Below are 17,319 nucleotides of genomic sequence, written 5' to 3' on the forward strand. Positions count from 1 at the left end.
GTGGTGCCGATCAGCGAAAAGCCGAGCTCCTTGGGTATTGATCCCAAACAAGCAGGTCAAGCAAGGCTCCGCCTTCGCCCCTGAGATCAATACAATGCGGGGACATAGGCAATCATGCCCGTGCCCCCGCATTGGAGATCTGAATCGTCAGGACTCCTGCTGTCCATTCTGACCCGTCAGGTCACCCTGGCCAGTGACGACCGCGTCAGCCTGCGAGCGCCGACGCAGATAGCGTCTAACGAATACAACCTCGGCGGCAATGGCAAGTATGGCCACGAGGACATCCACACCTATCACCATCTTCTTCCAGGCCGGCATGGCATTCGCCTTGGCCCCACCGTCGTCGTAGGCGCCGCTGTTCACCACCGTGTAGAGGATGTGCTTGCTGGCTTGACGCAGATACTTCACAGACGACGGGGACTTGGGATTATCGACCACATTGGGGCCATTCCCATACGTCGAGAGCATGGCGTCCACTCCATTGGGCAGGGCGTTGTCTGCATTCATGAAGCCACGGCCGTCAGCTCCGAAGGAGTCTGTAAGAGCCATGCCCTTGAAACCCCATTCGTTGCGCATGATCGAGTTGATCCACCCCTGCTCTCCGGACCACTTGGTGCCTACGTAGTCCCAGCCGACCATGGTCGCGTCGGCCTTGCCTTGTTTGACGGACATCTCGAAGGGCCGCAGATAGACCTCCCTGGCCGCCTGCTCATTGGACCAGATGCTGACCATCATCGCATTCGAATCGTAGAGGGCGAAATGCTTGATGTAGGCGTAAACACCCTTGGATTTGGCTCCTGCCACTGCATTGGCACCAATGACCCCGGCCAGTTCGCCATCCTCTGAGAAGTACTCAAAGTTTCGGCCGCCAATGGATGTCCTATGAGTGTTCATCGCCGGAGCATACCAGCCAACGATGCCCATCTCACGTGCCATCTTCCCCATGATCTCGCCGTACTGCCGCGCCAGGTCCGCACTCCAAGTGTTGGCCAGAACAACGGCTACCGGGAATCCGAGCGAACCCTTCTTCGTGAAGTTGTTATTGATGGCCGCAGGACCATCCGCATCCGTTGTCGCCACCTTGCCGATGGAGTCGACAGCAGCAGTTTGGAAGCCAGCCATCGAGGTGAGATCGGACATGTCCTTGACGGACATCTGATCAAGCAGCTTGTCCCAGCGGGGGTCGTCAGCCGACGCGGCGCGCAGCTGGGCCAACTTCAAATTGTTCCTAGCACCTGTGGTGGGCATGGTGTCCTGCTTGCGGCTGTAAGTGGCCCTGTCGAAGTCGGCGTTCGTGTGGTACTGGTCGACATACTTCTTAGGCAACTCCTTGAGCACAGGGGCGGCAATCGCCTGCTCGTAGTTGGCGAAATGATCCTTGCGGGATAGATAGTTGACATCGCCGGCAACTTCGTCGATATGATTGGTCGCCACTGCCTTGTCGCTTGGCCTGGGATTGCCCTTGCCGTATACCACGTCCTTATCAAGCGTATAGTCCTTGTGGTCGATCACGTGGTGGGAGTCGGACTTGATGGAGATCTCGTAAGTTCCACGCTCAAGCACATAGGCCTTGTGGCCCTGATAGTCATAGGAGGCCAGCCGTTCCTTGGGAATGGACACCTTGATGGTCTGGGACTGCTTGGGGCTCAGCAGACGGGTCTTCTTCAATGCGATCAGGTTGGCCGTAGCTTTCTCCAGACCGCCGTTGGTGTAGGGCGGATTGGAGTAGACCTCGACCGTATCCTTGCCAGCAGCGGATCCGGTATTGGTGACAGTGACGGTGAACCCGAGCGAATCGCCCTCGTCCTTGATGTCGGACATCTGCTGGCTGAAGCTGGTGTAGCTCAGTCCGTAGCCGAATGGGAACTGAACCGTGGAGTCGTAGTCGATGGCACCTTCAGAAGCGGCCGTCTCGTAATACTTGTACCCGACGTAGATGCCTTCCACATAGTTGATATAGGACGGCTTGAGCTTGAAGGTGATCCCCTTGGCCACCGGCAGGCTGACAGCCTTGCTTTTCAGATTCTCATAGTCCGTGGCTGCGGCATTGTTCCACCATGGTGCCTTGCGCATGTCATAGAGGAATGTGTCGGTCGTACGTCCAGAGGGATTGATGCGGCCGGAGAGAATTTCCCCAAGGGAGTCGAATCCGACATTGCCGGGCGCAGGAACCCAGAGGGCGGCACGAATCTGAGGATGGTCTTTAAGGAAGCCCAACTGCATGGGGTTCGACCCGTTGTAAAGGAAAATGACCTTGTCGAAGTTTCTGCAGACCAGGTCGATCATGTCGCGCTCGGTACGGGAGGTCTGCAGATACGATTCACCTGATTGGAAGTCGGCATATTTGTCGGAATTGTTGCGATACTTGTCAGCAGGCAGCTGGCTCATATCCTGGGGCATGTCGTTGTAGCCCTCGCCACCGACTCTGGCCAGTGTGATCACCGCGGTATCCGAGAAAGCCTTGGCCTTGGTCATGATTTCATCGGTGTAGCGGTCTGCGGTGACTTCGGGCAGCGACCAACCCTTGTTGAAGGTGCTGTTTGAGGAATCCCGCTTGCCAAGTTTGGAATACAACGCGCTCAAGTCATCATTAGTCTGGAAACCGGCCTTATGCAGACCATCCTTGAGGGATTGGATGTCATAGCTGGCATTGATGGCGCCCGAGCCTGTGCCTCCGTATACGGGATTCTCCGAGGCCCAGCCAAAGAGGTTGAGCTTCTTGGTATCGGTGAGCGGCAGAAGGCCATCATCGTTCTTCAGCAGTACGAATCCTTCTCCTGCGATGGATTTGGCCACCTTGCCAGCCTGGGCAGTGGTCGCGTCCGAAATCGTCGCCTTTCCTGCCGCATCCGAGTTCATGGACAAATTCAACAGCGTGGACATGGGCCCTGTCAGTATCATGCTGACCACAGCAACCAGGGCCACCAAGGGCACGGCTATGGCGTTGGACCGGACCAGTTTGCGGACCGGAACAGACCAAAGATGAGCGAGCGCCGCAACAATAATGGCGGCAATGACGATGAGCGCGAAGACCACCAGATACCATTTGATGGCATCTATGACTCCCACCACGTCTGACCATGCTATTTGAAGCATGCTGTTAACCTCCTCGTTGAAATGAAGCTCCCATGCGGCCGGACCAATGCAATGTCACAGCCCCAAAGCCATCAACACAGATGGCCAGGAGACTTCGAAAAGTTATGTCTGTAGAAGCCAACACTATCGGACGCGCATACGTCCATCAATGCCCAAGCACAACCTGTCGTTATGCATGCATGATCTGCGAAGGACCCGGCTGATATTGATGGAGCTGCTCATACTGAATCTCTCACTCATGCCGCCATCTGCCTCTCTATGCGACGGCTGAAAACTCAGTGCCAGTGCAACGGCCACCAGGGCCACAGCCATGATGGGGAAGAGATAGATCTGCTGGTCGGACAGGTCTATGAAGGCATGGTGGTAGAGCATCAACCAGAGGGAGTAGCCGGAGGATCCGCTCCCACCCAGAATCAGGGCGGGCATGGTCGGCGTGAAGAAGGCGAAGGTGATGACGGCATTCAGATTGAAATGTTTGGTCAGCGCCAGGCCTGCGATGACCTGTGCCAGCCAGAACCAACCCGACGGCCAGACCCTTGAGCAGGCGCTGTGACTTCGGGTCTGCAGACGGTGGAGATTGAACGCGTCATGCTAATACCACGCAAACATAGCCAGCATTCGACCACTGATGATACAAGTCGGCTAATATTTGTATACTTTAAATAAAGAGTTAAACCTGCTTCAGCTAATAATTGCTCTTCTAGGTTATGAAACTAAATCTAACTAACAGCGTCGTGAACCCTCCTCACCTCCCTAAGGAGAACTGATGAAGAAGACAAAGGCTTTTGGACAGACGGACTTTGATCCGGCAGAGGCATCTCAGGGGGATTCCCATGGACGCATGGAACAGTTGGCGACATTGCCAGCCCGATTCCATAGCGAAGCAAGTACGGCTGCGGCTATTTGGAAAAAACAAATAATTGCCCTGATAGCAGTATTGATGAGCGTGGCCCTATTTTCGGGCTGCCAGGGGGCGAATCAGTCAGAGCCGTCAGTGGAACAGGCCTCCGATTATTTTTCATCTTTGACAAAGTACGACGTTTCTGGTGATGGCAGCGTCAAAACCATCTCTGCAAACAAATCAGGAACCCTGTATGTACTTGCACGGCGGGGCGATTTTAAGCAGGCAAAACCCCCGCAATGCAAGGTAAATGGGCAATCCATGCAGCGATCTTCTTCAAACTTGAATTATCCTGCAGGCGACGGGCAGAATTTCTTCCCATTTGCACAAATCGACATTAAAAAGGGCAACTCGCACAAGCTCTCATGCAACCAGCCGGATGGTGTCGAAATGATTGCATTGCTCGATCCTCACGTTCGGAGCCTGCCAAAGCAGGCCGCATAATTCCGGTTATTGCTTTTCCGCGCTGTTACGACACGTCGATTCCGGCTTTAATCGTTGGACTCCTAACTCCTATTAGTAAGTGCCTCCTAAGCAACGAATCGTCTTGTCGCTTGGTCTTTTCCGATTCATAGACCGATCAGTTTGCTTCGACTAGGCCTTCCTGGATCACGGCTTCTGGTAAAAACGAGATAGGTTCTGAAGAACCAGTCAAGCGTAAATAATCCATACTTGGCACATTCACACCTGAACCGAACCACATTGCATTCTCCGGCCAATACGGCAAAGAATGCTTGAACTCCTACCGCGAAAACCAGACTGGCAGCTCAGCACCTGCATGGCCCCGGCGGTGGCCACAGCCACTACCCTGTCAGCCTATCCGAATCCAAGACGCAGAAGCCGACCGGCCCAGCGGCCGATCTTTCCTGGTGTCATCGTTCGTATTCCCCTTCCAGAACCATGAAGGGGATAGCCGACCAATTTGGTCGCACGCAAATAGATCCAGCGGGATAGGAGACATACCAAGCAACCAGTCCCGCTGGCAAATTCTTTTACTTATTCAATCATTCAGCCGATACCACAAGAACCATCTGGATTGCAGCCGTGCATTGAAGTATCCGGACGATTTAACCAGTCATTCCAATCAACCCCTCCGCCTTGAGATGCTGCCGGCGCGGGCTCTGGTACGTATCCGCCTCCACTGCCACCTCTGTTGGCGGACGGCCGGTAGGAGGGCGTGTAGCCGCTTCGGCCGTTGGTATTCGAGGACGCCGCCTGCTGAGCGGCCAGCTTGTCAGCCTGGCTCTTGGCCTGAACGGAGGCGTTCACCTGATTGATAGCCGACTGCAAGGCGTCCGCCGCATCCTGGTACGCCTTCGCTTCATCCCCCTTCACCTGGCCTGCCTGGTCGATGGCCTTCTGCAGGCCGTCACGAGTCGCATTGTCAGCCACCTTCCCATCCGAATCATCCAGCAGCCTGGCCGCCTCGTCCTTCTTCGCATTCAAGGCCACCTTCGCATCATCCAGGACCTTCGCATCCCGGGAAGCCAAAACCATCCTGGAATCCCTGCCCACAGCAGCATATGCGCCGCTCTCCTTGCCAGCCTTACCGGCGACAGCGTTCAAAGTATCCGTGGACATGGAAGCCTTGCATTGCACAGTCTGCGGTCTGAGCCCACCGGCCGCCTTCACGCTGCTGGCCAAGGCCCTGACGGCCTGAGCATCCTTGACCTGATTCTCCTTCACTCCGGATGCTTCACGGTAAACAGCCATCCGGGCCGAGCTGGTCTTCCCCTGCAGGGCCTTGACAGCCCGGCTGCAGGAGTCCAGCGCCGCATCATGCCGGCGGGACTCAAGCACGCGCCAGCCCACAAGACCAGCCACAACCACAACAGTAACGATCAGCGGAACTATCCACTTCGGATGATGCCTTTCACCCGAAGAGTCTCCCCCATCCTCTGGCACAATCGCCGGCAGGGCCGAAGTCTCGTCTTCCACAGGATTGGACACGTTCTGCAGGCCTGTGTTCCCGTCCTCCCCCTGATCCGCCATAAACACTCCTTCTTGCCCTCAACCCCTGTCTCATTTCAGGATTGGTAGATCCTGATTTCTGCTGACCATATGAATGCGAAATAGCTAATCAGTCTGTCCATCACGCGTAGAAGCAATAGACCACGACGGACGGATCAACCATCCCGCATTCATCATATGATTGGCAGAAATATGCCAAAATCTAATGGTTTTAATGCAGGCCGGCGATCTTGCGCAACTCGTTAGGCATGGTGATGACCAGATCATCAGGGATCAAGTAGTGGCCGGAGTCCGGCCCTTCGCGCACGTCGACGCCGTGGTGAATGAGCACCTCGTAGCGGGGACAATCAGAACCGCGGACAATGTCCCAGTCTGGCTCCTCGAAGGGGACTAGATAGCCACCGTAGTCAGGATTCCTCCAGTTGGAAGTAAGCACAATGGCCCCTTCCAGAGGAGTCGTCTTACCTTTAGTAGCCAGAGCCCGCCCGACGGCGATCGCCGCCTGCCCTTTCCTGCCCAGCGCCTTGGCGACCGCAGAGTATGTAGTCAGTCGTAGATGCTTTTGGCAAGCTAGCGCTTTCACTACCAGCGATACGTTTTTCCAGGACAAATCCATATCTTTAACAACTCGTTCCACCTCAGCTTTTGACAGATCAGCGGCTTCGGCAATACTCTCGATGGTCGCCCGCTCCTCATACGCCCGCTTCATGGCTTCATTGAGGCGGTTCCTTGACTCTTTCACAGCCTCATTTGCATATCCCGCTGTTGACGATAATATCGATATCATCGTTTTTCCTTTCAATTAGAATTAGTATAATTGCCTTTAGCAAAGCTTGCTAAACATATTGAATCAAACAATGATGATTGTTGCAACTGTTTTTCACTGTTGGCTGACTTCAGCTCTGGAAGGAAAGCGCAATCATCCCTCATGACACGACGATAAAGACCTCACCAAGATCGCAGAAAACAAATTTGTTAAAGAACGGAGATCTGCCGAGCGGCTATCTTAGAGCGCCGAATTTAGCCACGGCAAAGACTATAGAGCCAGTAAGGCTCCTCAGCTGATCTGAAGAACAGAAGACAATTTCTGGGAGCAGTTCCTAGAAAACGCTGACCTTAACCGGATGCCAGAGCAGGATTCCCAGTCAGTCGCTGATCCACGGCCGGATGCCGGCACAGACGATGCTCAGGTCCAGTTCGCCATGGACGAGATCGACCATGGCCGTGAATTCGAGCAAGACAACGAAGACCAGCCTGGATTCCTAGAGGGCACACCCGCACCCACCCAGCTAGGCATCGCTAGCATTCCCACCCCATGAATCACAAGAACAGCACCCGCGCATGTAAGTCATCACCACTGCCCCAACTCTGGCCGCGACGAAGCTCTGCGGGTCGATCACCCACTCTTCCCTTCGGTGGCATTGATGCCGGAAGCGACCTGATTAGTCACCTTTCGCACGCGTTGAAGCTCCTGGAGCAACGTCTCGGTGGTGACTGTTGGGCGGGAATCTCTACGCACTTCGAACTGGATGTTTGCGTCAACTATATCTGGATCCATGCTGTAGAACACCATTTGACCCGGGGCATTATTGATAGCTTCTTTGGAAAAGTAATCTCTTAAGAAGAAATTGCTCATACCATTCGCTACTCCTATCCAACCAAGATGCTGGTGACCCCGTGCTTTCACCCTCGTAGGTATTTGTTTCGGTGACATTGAAGATGGCCTTGTGATTCAAGTTCTCAGCAGTAAAATGTACCCTGGCAAAGTACTGACCTACCGATATTATCGTTGCCATCAGGAAAAGACCATAGTCCCTGAGCTGAGTCCCGAAACTCTCTTAAGCGAAGAGTATATAGGACAAATCACATCGTCAAAGAGCGTTAAGGCTTCTAGTCATTCTTTACTCTAGAATTCCAGACAAAACATCAATCTGTGAAGCAGCATTCAGACCAACCTTAAGTCAAGGATGAACTCGCTTTATCTCAAAGGTTAACGAATAGAGAGCAGGTTAATTTGTTTCTGCTTGAATTTATCATCTTTAAAGGATAGGCGCTGTTTGATGATCTGTGGTAGAAAGCCGACAACAAGCAAAGAAATGAGGACAGAGCAAATATTTGAACTATAAACGCCTGCTTCCCCCCTATCCTCGAACAATATCCAGAAGACCATCAAGAGTATTACACCCAAAAGGGGGTAAACAGCAGTCTGAATCCACCACCTATCCCATGACCGCCCAACTCGACCATGAACGACATCATAAAGACAGCAAAACAAGGCGACCATTTCGACCAACTCCATTAACGTAAAACACATGCAAGGCGCCAGTAGATTCAGCAAAGCTGCAGATTCCTTTTGATGATTCAATTTTACTAGCTTGTCAGCAAATAGATTAACAAAATCAATCCCAGAAATTGTAAGGCAAAAAGCATAGAGGCTATGGGCAGCAAAAGACAAATTGACAGTCAGGTCCATAGGCGTTATGAGGGTTAGAAAAAGACAAACTAGAAGAACTAGCGGTAAAAGATAGGTTATTGCGATCATAAGACGGTAGCTCAGCTGCGAGACCAAGCTAGCTTGCAAGATAAACATAAATATAATCAAAATACCTGCTAGAACGGCGATCACAATGTCGTTGATAAAGCTTATCGCCTCTGCTTTTTCCGAGCGACTTTTCCCCTTCAACTTCACGCTATCCCTGAATCGATCAAGCACTCGTCCTTGTACGCTCGGTACGATCGTCCTGCGTGCTCCCCATTTTCGTGCAGCCCTTCTTCGAGCTTTTCTGCTTCGTACTATCTTTCTATCCATACACTTACGATACGTTGATCAATTATTTGGGAATAGACAAACCATATTAACGGACAGATATTGTTCTCAAGAGTCAGATCTTGCGCAAAATGGTGATTCAAAGGCCGCCGGACTCGGCGGATCGGCAGGCACGGACACAGCTAAAACGCGGACACACATTGAACGCCACCACGCGCGCAATCAATCTTTTATCCACTTCAACCAGGACAGCGCCGAGGGTACCAAGCAAACAACACCCCAGAACTTTTCGAGAGGATGCATCAGCAAAAACGGCGTGTGAGAAGTTGACTATCGTAACCAATTAGGCATCAAAAGGATGAGGGATACATCAGTGTCTGAAGAGGAGTGCCCCCCCCCCGCCCAGTCAACTAGTTCCCAGCAGCCATTATCAGCGTAGGATGCTTACAATCTGGGCCTGTGTTGACAACTAGTACAGGCAAATTTGGAATCGGGAATGCAGCGAACAGCCTTATGCCCGCCCAAGCAATATTCGAAATGACACCTGTGGTTCTCACTAGTATCAAGTTCGGCGGCATATCTGGTACCGGCCTTTACCGAAACACTGACGGTACCCGGAGCATCACCGACCCGCCCCACGACGCAGGATCTGTCGGCATGACCATCGACTGAACCTTAGACCGAGCCTTACAGACGACCGCACTAATGGGATACATCTACGAAGGTATCTTGGTATAGGCATCTCCTTCAACTTCTCACGACGGAATCGGCGATATCGGAAAAGAAGCAGATTAATACCGGTTTCCCAATTGAAGAGCTTCAACTCGATGCAGCTACTTGGCATAAACGGAAATGCGTTCATCTACATGTTTGCCTGACTCGGCCTCATCCACCACAGCAATTGCATAATCGGCCTAGCTGACGTAACTCTCCCCCTTGGCATTTGTCGTCAATTCTTCGCCTGCACCCGTATGAACCGGTACGTTTTCCATCGGCTTGGAAATCAGCGGCAGGGCTTGATGTAGGTCCATTTAACATCGGAACGGTTGTGTAGGCCTTCAAGCGCCTTGCAATCATGCTCCAGCCCAATTAGCCTTATGCCTAGGAGGGCAACGGGCCATACGGACAGCATCGGAATCCTTCTTCAGCTCCTTTTTGGGCTTCTCTCCGTGACTGTTGCAACAGCCCGCAGCTACATCAAGTAAGCGGTCCGACCAATAGGATGGATCCATAATCGCTAACAACTTGAAATCACGTATTCATTTACACATAAGAAGCAAAAATACAGTCATACACCGTATGACTGGCGATATTTTTCCATGTTTCATTTTCACTCTGCCTTCACATATATGGTAAATTTGTATAAGTAGCCAAGGTTGTCTTCGGCGCATGTCTCGCCGAATGTTGGGGATTCGTGACAACGCGGCTGCGATTCCTGGGGAAGGGGATCTACTTATGCCTCGTCAGCACTCGAATATAATGGCTCGACCGGCCTTGTTGGTCAGCCTCCTGCTGGCCATCGTCCTACCCGCAAGTCTCCTAGCCTGCACCTATGCCACGGCAGACAACACTGCAAACGAGTCCAGCGCGACCCACACAGTAGCACCGACCACACAAGCAAACAGCGGGGAGGAGGCGGATCGTGAAGCTCAACAGCAATCCAGTAACTCTCCCAATATCACCACCCAGCCAACAGATACAGCAACAACTCCTACTTCGCCATCCCCCCTCGCCACATCTTCCCCGCTGAATCCCAAACAGCCGACCCCCTCCATCGCTCCCACGCTAGACAAAGACAACGCCAAGCTACAGGCACGCGCCTCCACACCGCACACCGTCACCTTCAGCAGTCCCCAAGGCACCGACACGACACAAACAGTAATGGACGGAGAACGTGCGAAGCGCCCAGCAGATCCGACTCGAAACGGCTATCTCTTTGACGGCTGGTTCATTGGCTCAACACCCGTCGCCTACGATTTCAGCCAGCCCGTCACCGGAGATCTGAAACTCACCGCCCATTGGACCAGGGCAGATGTCTGGAGCATGAGCCCTGTGCAGGGGCCGGTAGCAGGCGGCACAAAAGTCACCCTGACCCCGCCGGGATCCCGAGGAGTTCGTTTCAGCCAGGTCAGCTCAGGAAGAGGGCACACCCTTGCAATCGCCTCGGACGGCAACCTTTACTCTTGGGGAAGCAATGATCATGGCCAACTCGGCGATGGGACCACCACTGAACGTCATGAGCCGGTCCCGGTAAAGAAACCCCAAGGAGTATCCCAGGATTTTACCTGGGTCCAGGCCTCAGCCGGATACTTGTTCTCTGTGGCTCTGGGATCAGACGGCAAGCTCTACAGCTGGGGTGACAACACCTATGGTCAGTTGGGGAACAACACTACAACCGAGCATCACACCCCCCAACCTGTTAATATGCCACAAAATGCTCCATCTGGGTTCACATGGAAGCAGGAAGCGGTTGGTAGCCTACATGCTCTTGGCCTAGGATCTGACGGCAACCTCTACAGCTGGGGCAGCAACGATCATAACCAACTGGGGGACGGCACTGCCACTGAACGGCATGCCCCAGTCCTGGTGAAGATGCCAAAAGGAGCGTCCTCCGGGTTCGTATGGAAGCAGATGAGCGGATGGGGATGGCATTCTCTGGCCTTGGGATCGGATAACTGGATCTACGGCTGGGGCGCAAATACCCGTGGTGAAGTGGGCACAGGATCAATCACCGATAATAAGATCACGCCCGTCCGAATTGCCTGGCCACAAGGGACTTCCTCTGGATTCACTTGGGGACAGTTCCAAATGGGGGACTACTACTCGCAAGCTATCGGATCCGACGGCAACATATACACATGGGGTTACGGCGGAAACGGCAACGTTGGCAATGGGTCCACCGTTGACGTGTACGGGCCAACTCAAGCACATAAACCCAATGGAGTGCTACCTAATTTCTCTTGGAAACAAGTAAGCCTCCTATCTGTTGCATCACTGGCCATTGGCTCAGACGAGAACCTCTACTCCTGGGGCGCCAATAACAATGGCCAGCTGGGCGACAACACCACTACGCAGCGAAACACCCCTATCCGGGTTGCTGCGCCGCAAAACGCGCCAACAGGACTGACTTGGGTCCAAGCAAGCGCCGGTTGGGACAACAACTCCTTCGGCTTGGCCTCAGACGGAAACCTGTACTCCTGGGGCAAAAACGCCAACGGCCAGCTGGGCGACAACACCACCAACGAGCGTCATATCCCCGGCCCAGTGAACCTGCCCGGCACTACCACAGTCACCGCGGTAAGCTTCGGTGGAATGGCAGGCACGAACATAAGCAAGAACGCTGACGGCACATGGAGCGTCACTACGCCCGCACATGCGCGAGGAAAAGTGGACACAACCGTCTCATGGACTTTGAACGGCCAGCAGCCGGACGCCCACCTGGCCTACAGGTACCTGGACTCCTACACCGTCGCCTTCACCAGTGCGGATAGCTCCTGCCCGACACCCTCGGGCATGCCTCTAAGCCAGACCGTCACCGAAGGCAAACAGGCCAAACGCCCCTCCCCTGATCCGAAGGCGGACGGCTGCCTATTCGACGGATGGTTCATCAAAGACGCCAGCAACGACTCCAAGATCGCCTACGACTTCAGCCAGCTCGTCACCGGCAACGTCATCCTGGCAGCCCACTGGACCAAGATGGACAACCACTGGGCCCTGAACCCCGAAAAAGGCAACGTGCTCGGCGGCCAGCACGTGACCATCACCCCGCCCACAATCAACCGAGGCATCCGCTTCAGCCAAGTCAGCGCCGGAGGCTACCAGACCGCGAGCGCCAACAGTTTCTCCATAGGAGTCGCCAGCGACGGAAACGCCTATGCATGGGGAAGCAACAAGTACGGGCAGCTGGCTCAGAAACCGTCCGATGCCAGCATGCAGAAGGGCCCTGTCAGAGTTCCCCTGCCCGACGGGGCGGATTCCGGCTTTACCTATACCCAGGTTGTAGCTGGCGACTCGCACGCTCTTGCCATCGGATCCAATGGCATCCTCTACAGCTGGGGACGCAACGACCACGGTCAGCTTGGTGACGGCACCACCACGGATCGGTACCAGCCTCAGCCCGTCAAGGACACCAGCGGCCAGCCATTCAAAGCTGTACAGGTCAGCGCCGGTGTCGCCGACTCGGCCGCCATCGACTCTGAAAACCGCGTCTACACCTGGGGCAGCGAAAGCACGGGCAAGGGGCAGACGCCTGCATACAGCACAACCAGGAAGAACCCGACACCAGCCGCTGACCCGGACAATCCGGGACAGACCTTGCGTGCGGTCCAGGTCAGCCTCAACTGGAGCTTCGCCATGGCCCTGGATGCCGACGGCAACGTGTACACTTGGGGATACAACACTAATGGCCAGCTCGGCAACAACACCAGTGACAGCACCAATTACGCATCCAATCCGGCCCGACTGCCCAACCAGTCCTTCCAGGCCGCCCAGATCAGCGCGGGAAGCTGGAATGCTCTGGCCATCGATACGGAGGGGAACACCTGGACCTGGGGATACAACGGATACGGCCAGCTGGGCGACGGCAGCACCAGCGATAAATACAAACCTCAAACCGTGCAGAACCCCACTAATACCAGCCAAGGCCTTAAAGCCGCCCAGATCAGTGCGGGCGTGAATCACTCCCTTGCGGTCGGCCAGGACGGCAGTCTCTGGGCATGGGGATTAAACAGCAACGGACAGCTCGGCATCGGCAACACCGTCAATCAGACAAAGCCCGCGCTCATCAAGGACCCCGCCAACAAGGCCCAAGCATTCAAGGCCGTTCGAAGCAGCGCGGGGCAACTCCATTCACTGGCCATCAGGCAGGATGGCAACCTCTGGGCCTGGGGCGACAACCAGTACGGGCAACTGGGCAATAATCAAACGGCAGCCAAAAGCACGACCCCCATGGCGGTTGCTTTCGATCCGACGCCTTTGGTTCTCACTGGCGTCAAGTTCGGCGGCATCCCCGGGACCAGCCTGTACCGGAACGACGACGGCACCTGGAGCATCACCAACCCACCACACGACGCAGGACACGTCGATGTGGCCGTCGACTGGACCATCGACCAAGTCGCGCAGACGACCGCACACCTGGGCTACACCTATGAAGGCATCCTGCCCATGGCTGGCAGCACCGGCCTGCTTGTCCTACTCGCCACAGGACTGCTGGCCGCTGCAGGCGCCACAGCAGCAGCCTCCCACCAGCGGGAAACCAGCAGCCGCCGCCACTGAGCTCTTTGCCCGAGTAAGCGGGGTGGCCCCGCAAACCCCCAAGATTGCGGAGCCACCCCCATTTCTTCAATCTCCTGCTTTGTTCCCCAACTGGAGCTTCCTGACAAGCAGCACCAACAGTCTTCTGCCATATTCCAGCTACTGTATACACCAGCTATTGCCACGCCCACCGGGACCCTGAAGGCTGGCGCCTGCGGAATCACTAAGCCAAGGCTACGGCCAACCAAGGCATAGCGGCATAGACAGCATCCTGCCCCGCTCGTACTTGAACAATCCCCCGGGTCTTCTTCGTTGAAGAGAAATTATCGGATTCCCAACACTGCTGAGGTAAGCATAATACTTCCAAGACGATGCGAGGCGTATATCCCCACCACGCCACGTCAGAATATCCGAGAGCTGGCGCAGTCCACAAGAATCATGGTGAGACTGAGTTGTTAACAATGTTATTATAGTTTACATCGTTAACTACCAACAATCGTCAGGAGGTATACCTTGCAACCTGCAAAAAACGACTCAGGGGAATACGCCCTGTCCTGTCGCCAGGTGCGCAAATCATTCGGAAGCAGGCAGGTGCTCAAGGGTGTGGATCTTGAAGTCAGGCGCGGAAGCATCCTGGGCCTGCTGGGCAGGAACGGAGCAGGCAAGTCAACCCTGATCTCAGCCTTGACCGGGCTGGGCGAGCCGGACTCAGGCCACATCACAGTCGAGGGGCACAACCCCTATCGCACCCCTTCGCGCATCTTCGGCCAGGTCATCGGACTTGCTCCCCAGGACCTGGGCATCTATCCCCATCTCAGCGTCCGAGACAACCTGCGCGGCATGGCCGGCCTGCAGGGACTGAGCACCAAGCAGAGCAGCAAAAGGGCCGACGAACTGATAGAGCTCATGGGATTGGGATCCCAGTCAGGAACAGCAGCCGAGGATCTATCGGGAGGGCAGAAACGACGCCTCCACACTGCCATGGCCATGGTCCACAATCCCCCGGTACTCTTCCTGGACGAGCCGACAGTCGGAGCGGACGTGGAGGCGCGCGCCAGAATACTGAACATGGTCAAGGCCATGAGCCGGCAGGGCACCACCATCATCTACACCACCCACTACCTGAAGGAGCTGGAAGAGATGGGCGCGGACCTGGCCTTCCTGATCGACGGGCGGATCCAGGTCCAGGGCTCCCTGCAGGAGGTGCTCCACAAATATGCCCGGGCATCCCTGCGCATCTCCTTCGTCGGGCAGACCCCAGGCCAGGTCCCCGGATGGCAGATGGCAGAGGGCTTCCTGGAACCCGACCACGCGGTATCCAGTCCAGAGCAGGAGCTGGCCCGCCTTTTGCAGGAGCCAGTCATGAAAGAGGCCCGTCTGGCGTCGATCACCATCGTCCAGCCGGACATCGAATCGGCCTACATGACCGTCATGGGTACATCCTCAAGCGATCCCGCCGGGTCACGAGCATGGGAAGACAGGTGAGCGTCATGCATTTCAACGGATACTTGGCGACATTCCGCCTGAATTTCAAAATCGAGCTGCGAAGCATCTGGCTGCAGGCGGTCATCGTCGCCATTCCCCTGATCATCATCCCCTTCATGCTGCCCTCCTATCGGGATTCACTGCGAGCCCAGGGGCATCTGGGCGCGAACGGATCCGAGCAGGCGCTTCCGGGGTTCGCCATCCTCTTCTCCATGTTCTCCCTGCAGCTGGTTCTCCAACTCTTCTTCCAGGAGCACGAATGGCACACCTGGGACAGAATGCGGGTGTCGGCGGTATCCCTCCTCGACCTGGTCATGGCCAAACTGAGCGTGTCCTTCATGGTGCAGGTGGTCCAGGTCTCTCTGGTCATGCTGGTTGGGACGGCGCTCTACCACTATCGACCCAATGGATCAGTCCTGGCCCTGGCCGCAGTCTGCCTGGTCATTTCGATTGTGCTGACCCTCTTCGGCCTGCTGCTCTACATCTTCTCGTCCTCGCAGAACATGGCCATGTCCTTCAACAACATTCTTGGCATGCTCCTGGCTGGCATGGGCGGCGCGCTCAGCCCTGTCTCCGGATTCCCCGACTGGGCGCAGAAACTGGCCAAGGGCAGCCCCGTCTACTGGGCCATGGATGCCGTAGGAAAAATCAATTTCGACCATGCCGGAATGGAGGATGTCTGGCCGGATCTGCGCATCCTGCTGGCCTTCCTGCTCGCCCTGGCTCTCCTGGCAACGGTACTATTCAAGAGAGGAGTACAGCGGAAGGAGTGAGAAAGCATGGCTGACCCACCCAAGGCACCCGTCAAGACGACGCTCAACCGCGACTACGTTCTGCGTTCCGCCCTCTATTTCGTCGACGAGCACGGACTGGAGGCCCTGAACATCCGCGCCCTGGGCAGGCAGATGGGAGTGTCGGGGCCGGCCATCTACCGCCATGTGCCCAGCAAGGCTGCTCTGCTCGATGGGATCGTCGAGCTCATCTGGCAGTCAGCCACCGACCTGGACTCCATACCCCAGGGCATGGGATGGCGGCAAGCCCTTGAAGATGTCATGCTACAGGTTCACCGAACGCTGCTTTCGCATCCCCGGGCACTCCCGCTCATGGCCACGCACCCCATCAACACGGACCAGTCCTTCCACATGGTCAGCACCTGGTTGAACCAGCTGACCGCCCACGGGCTCAAGGTCGATTCAGACACCATCCACCTGCTCAACAGCTTGGCCGGACTGACCCTGGGCAGCGCCATCGCCCAAGCCTCTCCCCCGGTCGGCGGTGCGGGCGGCCAGACCAATACGGATCTGGCCAAAAGACTGGCCAAAGACACCCAAGGATTCGATGACCTGAAGACGCTCTTCGCCTCTACGGATGACGGAATAGGTACCCTTATGGAGACCAGCTACCGCAAGGGCCTGCACGCCCTCATCGCCGGTTGGCCTGCCTGACCCGGGACTGCCAACCAGTTCAGCAAAATCACCGCACCATTAATCCTGCCTAGGAGTGCTTCCCCGACATTCCACCTGAGAGAACCTTATCAGCAGGTAGTATAGTTGAGAGACGCAAGGCTTCCTGCTCGCACCCTCGCACAGAGGGATGGGGATATGCGCTATGTCAGGAAGCATCCAAGGGTATCTCTACCGGTAGGGGCCGGTTGGTCAGCCTTTGGGGAAGGGGATTTTGCTTTATCATGCGTCAGCATACGAACATGCCAAGCCGTCCAATAAGGGCTGTCAGCCTACTGTTGGCCGTTATCCTGCCAGCCAGCCTGGCTATCTGTGGATTCGCCGCAGCAGACACGGCCACCAACGAGTCTAGTGTCGCCAGCGCGCCGGCGACACTAGAAGGC

12 protein-coding genes are annotated in these 17,319 nt (G+C 55.5%); 7 read left to right on the forward strand and 5 right to left on the reverse strand.

Annotation, left to right across the window (positions count from 1 at the left end; all coding sequences use genetic code 11):
• Positions 1 to 147: 147 nt before the first annotated feature.
• Positions 148 to 3,096 (reverse strand): glycoside hydrolase family 3 protein, encoded by a 2,949-nt coding sequence (locus P273_RS0104525; protein ID WP_024627298.1) that lies wholly within the window; start codon positions 3,094 to 3,096, stop codon positions 148 to 150.
• Positions 3,097 to 3,520: 424 nt separating this feature from the next.
• Here P273_RS0104525 and P273_RS10210 point away from each other — a divergent pair, with 424 nt between their 5' ends.
• Together P273_RS10210 and P273_RS0104540 are read left to right on the forward strand one after the other, a co-directional pair.
• Positions 3,521 to 3,649, forward strand: coding sequence for a hypothetical protein (locus P273_RS10210; protein WP_257468465.1), 129 nt, complete (start codon positions 3,521 to 3,523; stop codon positions 3,647 to 3,649).
• Positions 3,650 to 3,862: 213 nt separating this feature from the next.
• Complete coding sequence (locus P273_RS0104540; protein WP_024627300.1) at positions 3,863 to 4,441, forward strand: hypothetical protein; 579 nt, start codon at positions 3,863 to 3,865, stop codon at positions 4,439 to 4,441.
• A gap of 564 nt (positions 4,442 to 5,005) precedes the next feature.
• Here P273_RS0104540 and P273_RS0104545 read toward each other — a convergent pair.
• Positions 5,006 to 5,989 carry a hypothetical protein gene (locus P273_RS0104545; RefSeq protein WP_024627301.1) on the reverse strand — a complete coding sequence of 328 codons (984 nt, stop codon included), beginning with the start codon at positions 5,987 to 5,989 and terminating at the stop codon, positions 5,006 to 5,008.
• Positions 5,990 to 6,179: 190 nt separating this feature from the next.
• Positions 6,180 to 6,677 (reverse strand): MGMT family protein, encoded by a 498-nt coding sequence (locus tag P273_RS0104550; protein WP_155804692.1) that lies wholly within the window; start codon positions 6,675 to 6,677, stop codon positions 6,180 to 6,182.
• Between the two features lie 415 nt (positions 6,678 to 7,092).
• On the opposite strand from P273_RS0104550, the gene P273_RS0104555 reads away from it, so the two are divergent.
• Positions 7,093 to 7,287, forward strand: a complete 195-nt coding sequence (locus P273_RS0104555; RefSeq protein WP_024627303.1) for a hypothetical protein — start codon at positions 7,093 to 7,095, stop codon at positions 7,285 to 7,287.
• A 77-nt stretch (positions 7,288 to 7,364) separates the two neighbouring features.
• Here the strand turns inward: P273_RS0104555 and P273_RS0104560 are convergent, their stop codons facing one another.
• Both P273_RS0104560 and P273_RS0104565 read right to left on the reverse strand, forming a co-directional pair.
• Positions 7,365 to 7,604 (reverse strand): hypothetical protein, encoded by a 240-nt coding sequence (locus P273_RS0104560; RefSeq protein WP_024627304.1) that lies wholly within the window; start codon positions 7,602 to 7,604, stop codon positions 7,365 to 7,367.
• A 354-nt stretch (positions 7,605 to 7,958) separates the two neighbouring features.
• Positions 7,959 to 8,681 carry a hypothetical protein gene (locus P273_RS0104565; protein WP_024627305.1) on the reverse strand — a complete coding sequence of 241 codons (723 nt, stop codon included), beginning with the start codon at positions 8,679 to 8,681 and terminating at the stop codon, positions 7,959 to 7,961.
• Between the two features lie 1,509 nt (positions 8,682 to 10,190).
• Here P273_RS0104565 and P273_RS09525 point away from each other — a divergent pair.
• From P273_RS09525 to P273_RS0104590, 4 genes are all read left to right on the forward strand, one after another.
• Positions 10,191 to 14,009, forward strand: a complete 3,819-nt coding sequence (locus tag P273_RS09525; RefSeq protein ID WP_172637243.1) for an InlB B-repeat-containing protein — start codon at positions 10,191 to 10,193, stop codon at positions 14,007 to 14,009.
• A gap of 492 nt (positions 14,010 to 14,501) precedes the next feature.
• Positions 14,502 to 15,473 (forward strand): ABC transporter ATP-binding protein, encoded by a 972-nt coding sequence (locus P273_RS0104580; RefSeq protein WP_024627307.1) that lies wholly within the window; start codon positions 14,502 to 14,504, stop codon positions 15,471 to 15,473.
• Positions 15,474 to 15,478: 5 nt separating this feature from the next.
• A complete protein-coding gene (locus P273_RS0104585; protein ID WP_024627308.1) occupies positions 15,479 to 16,246 on the forward strand; it encodes an ABC transporter permease in 768 nt (255 codons plus the stop codon).
• Positions 16,247 to 16,252: 6 nt separating this feature from the next.
• Entirely contained in the window at positions 16,253 to 16,918 is a 666-nt protein-coding gene (locus tag P273_RS0104590) for a TetR/AcrR family transcriptional regulator (RefSeq protein ID WP_024627309.1), read from the forward strand.
• Positions 16,919 to 17,319: the final 401 nt, after the last annotated feature.

Source organism: Bifidobacterium sp. A11, from assembly GCF_000499185.1.
In the GTDB taxonomy this organism is placed as follows: domain Bacteria; phylum Actinomycetota; class Actinomycetes; order Actinomycetales; family Bifidobacteriaceae; genus Bombiscardovia; species Bombiscardovia mizhiensis.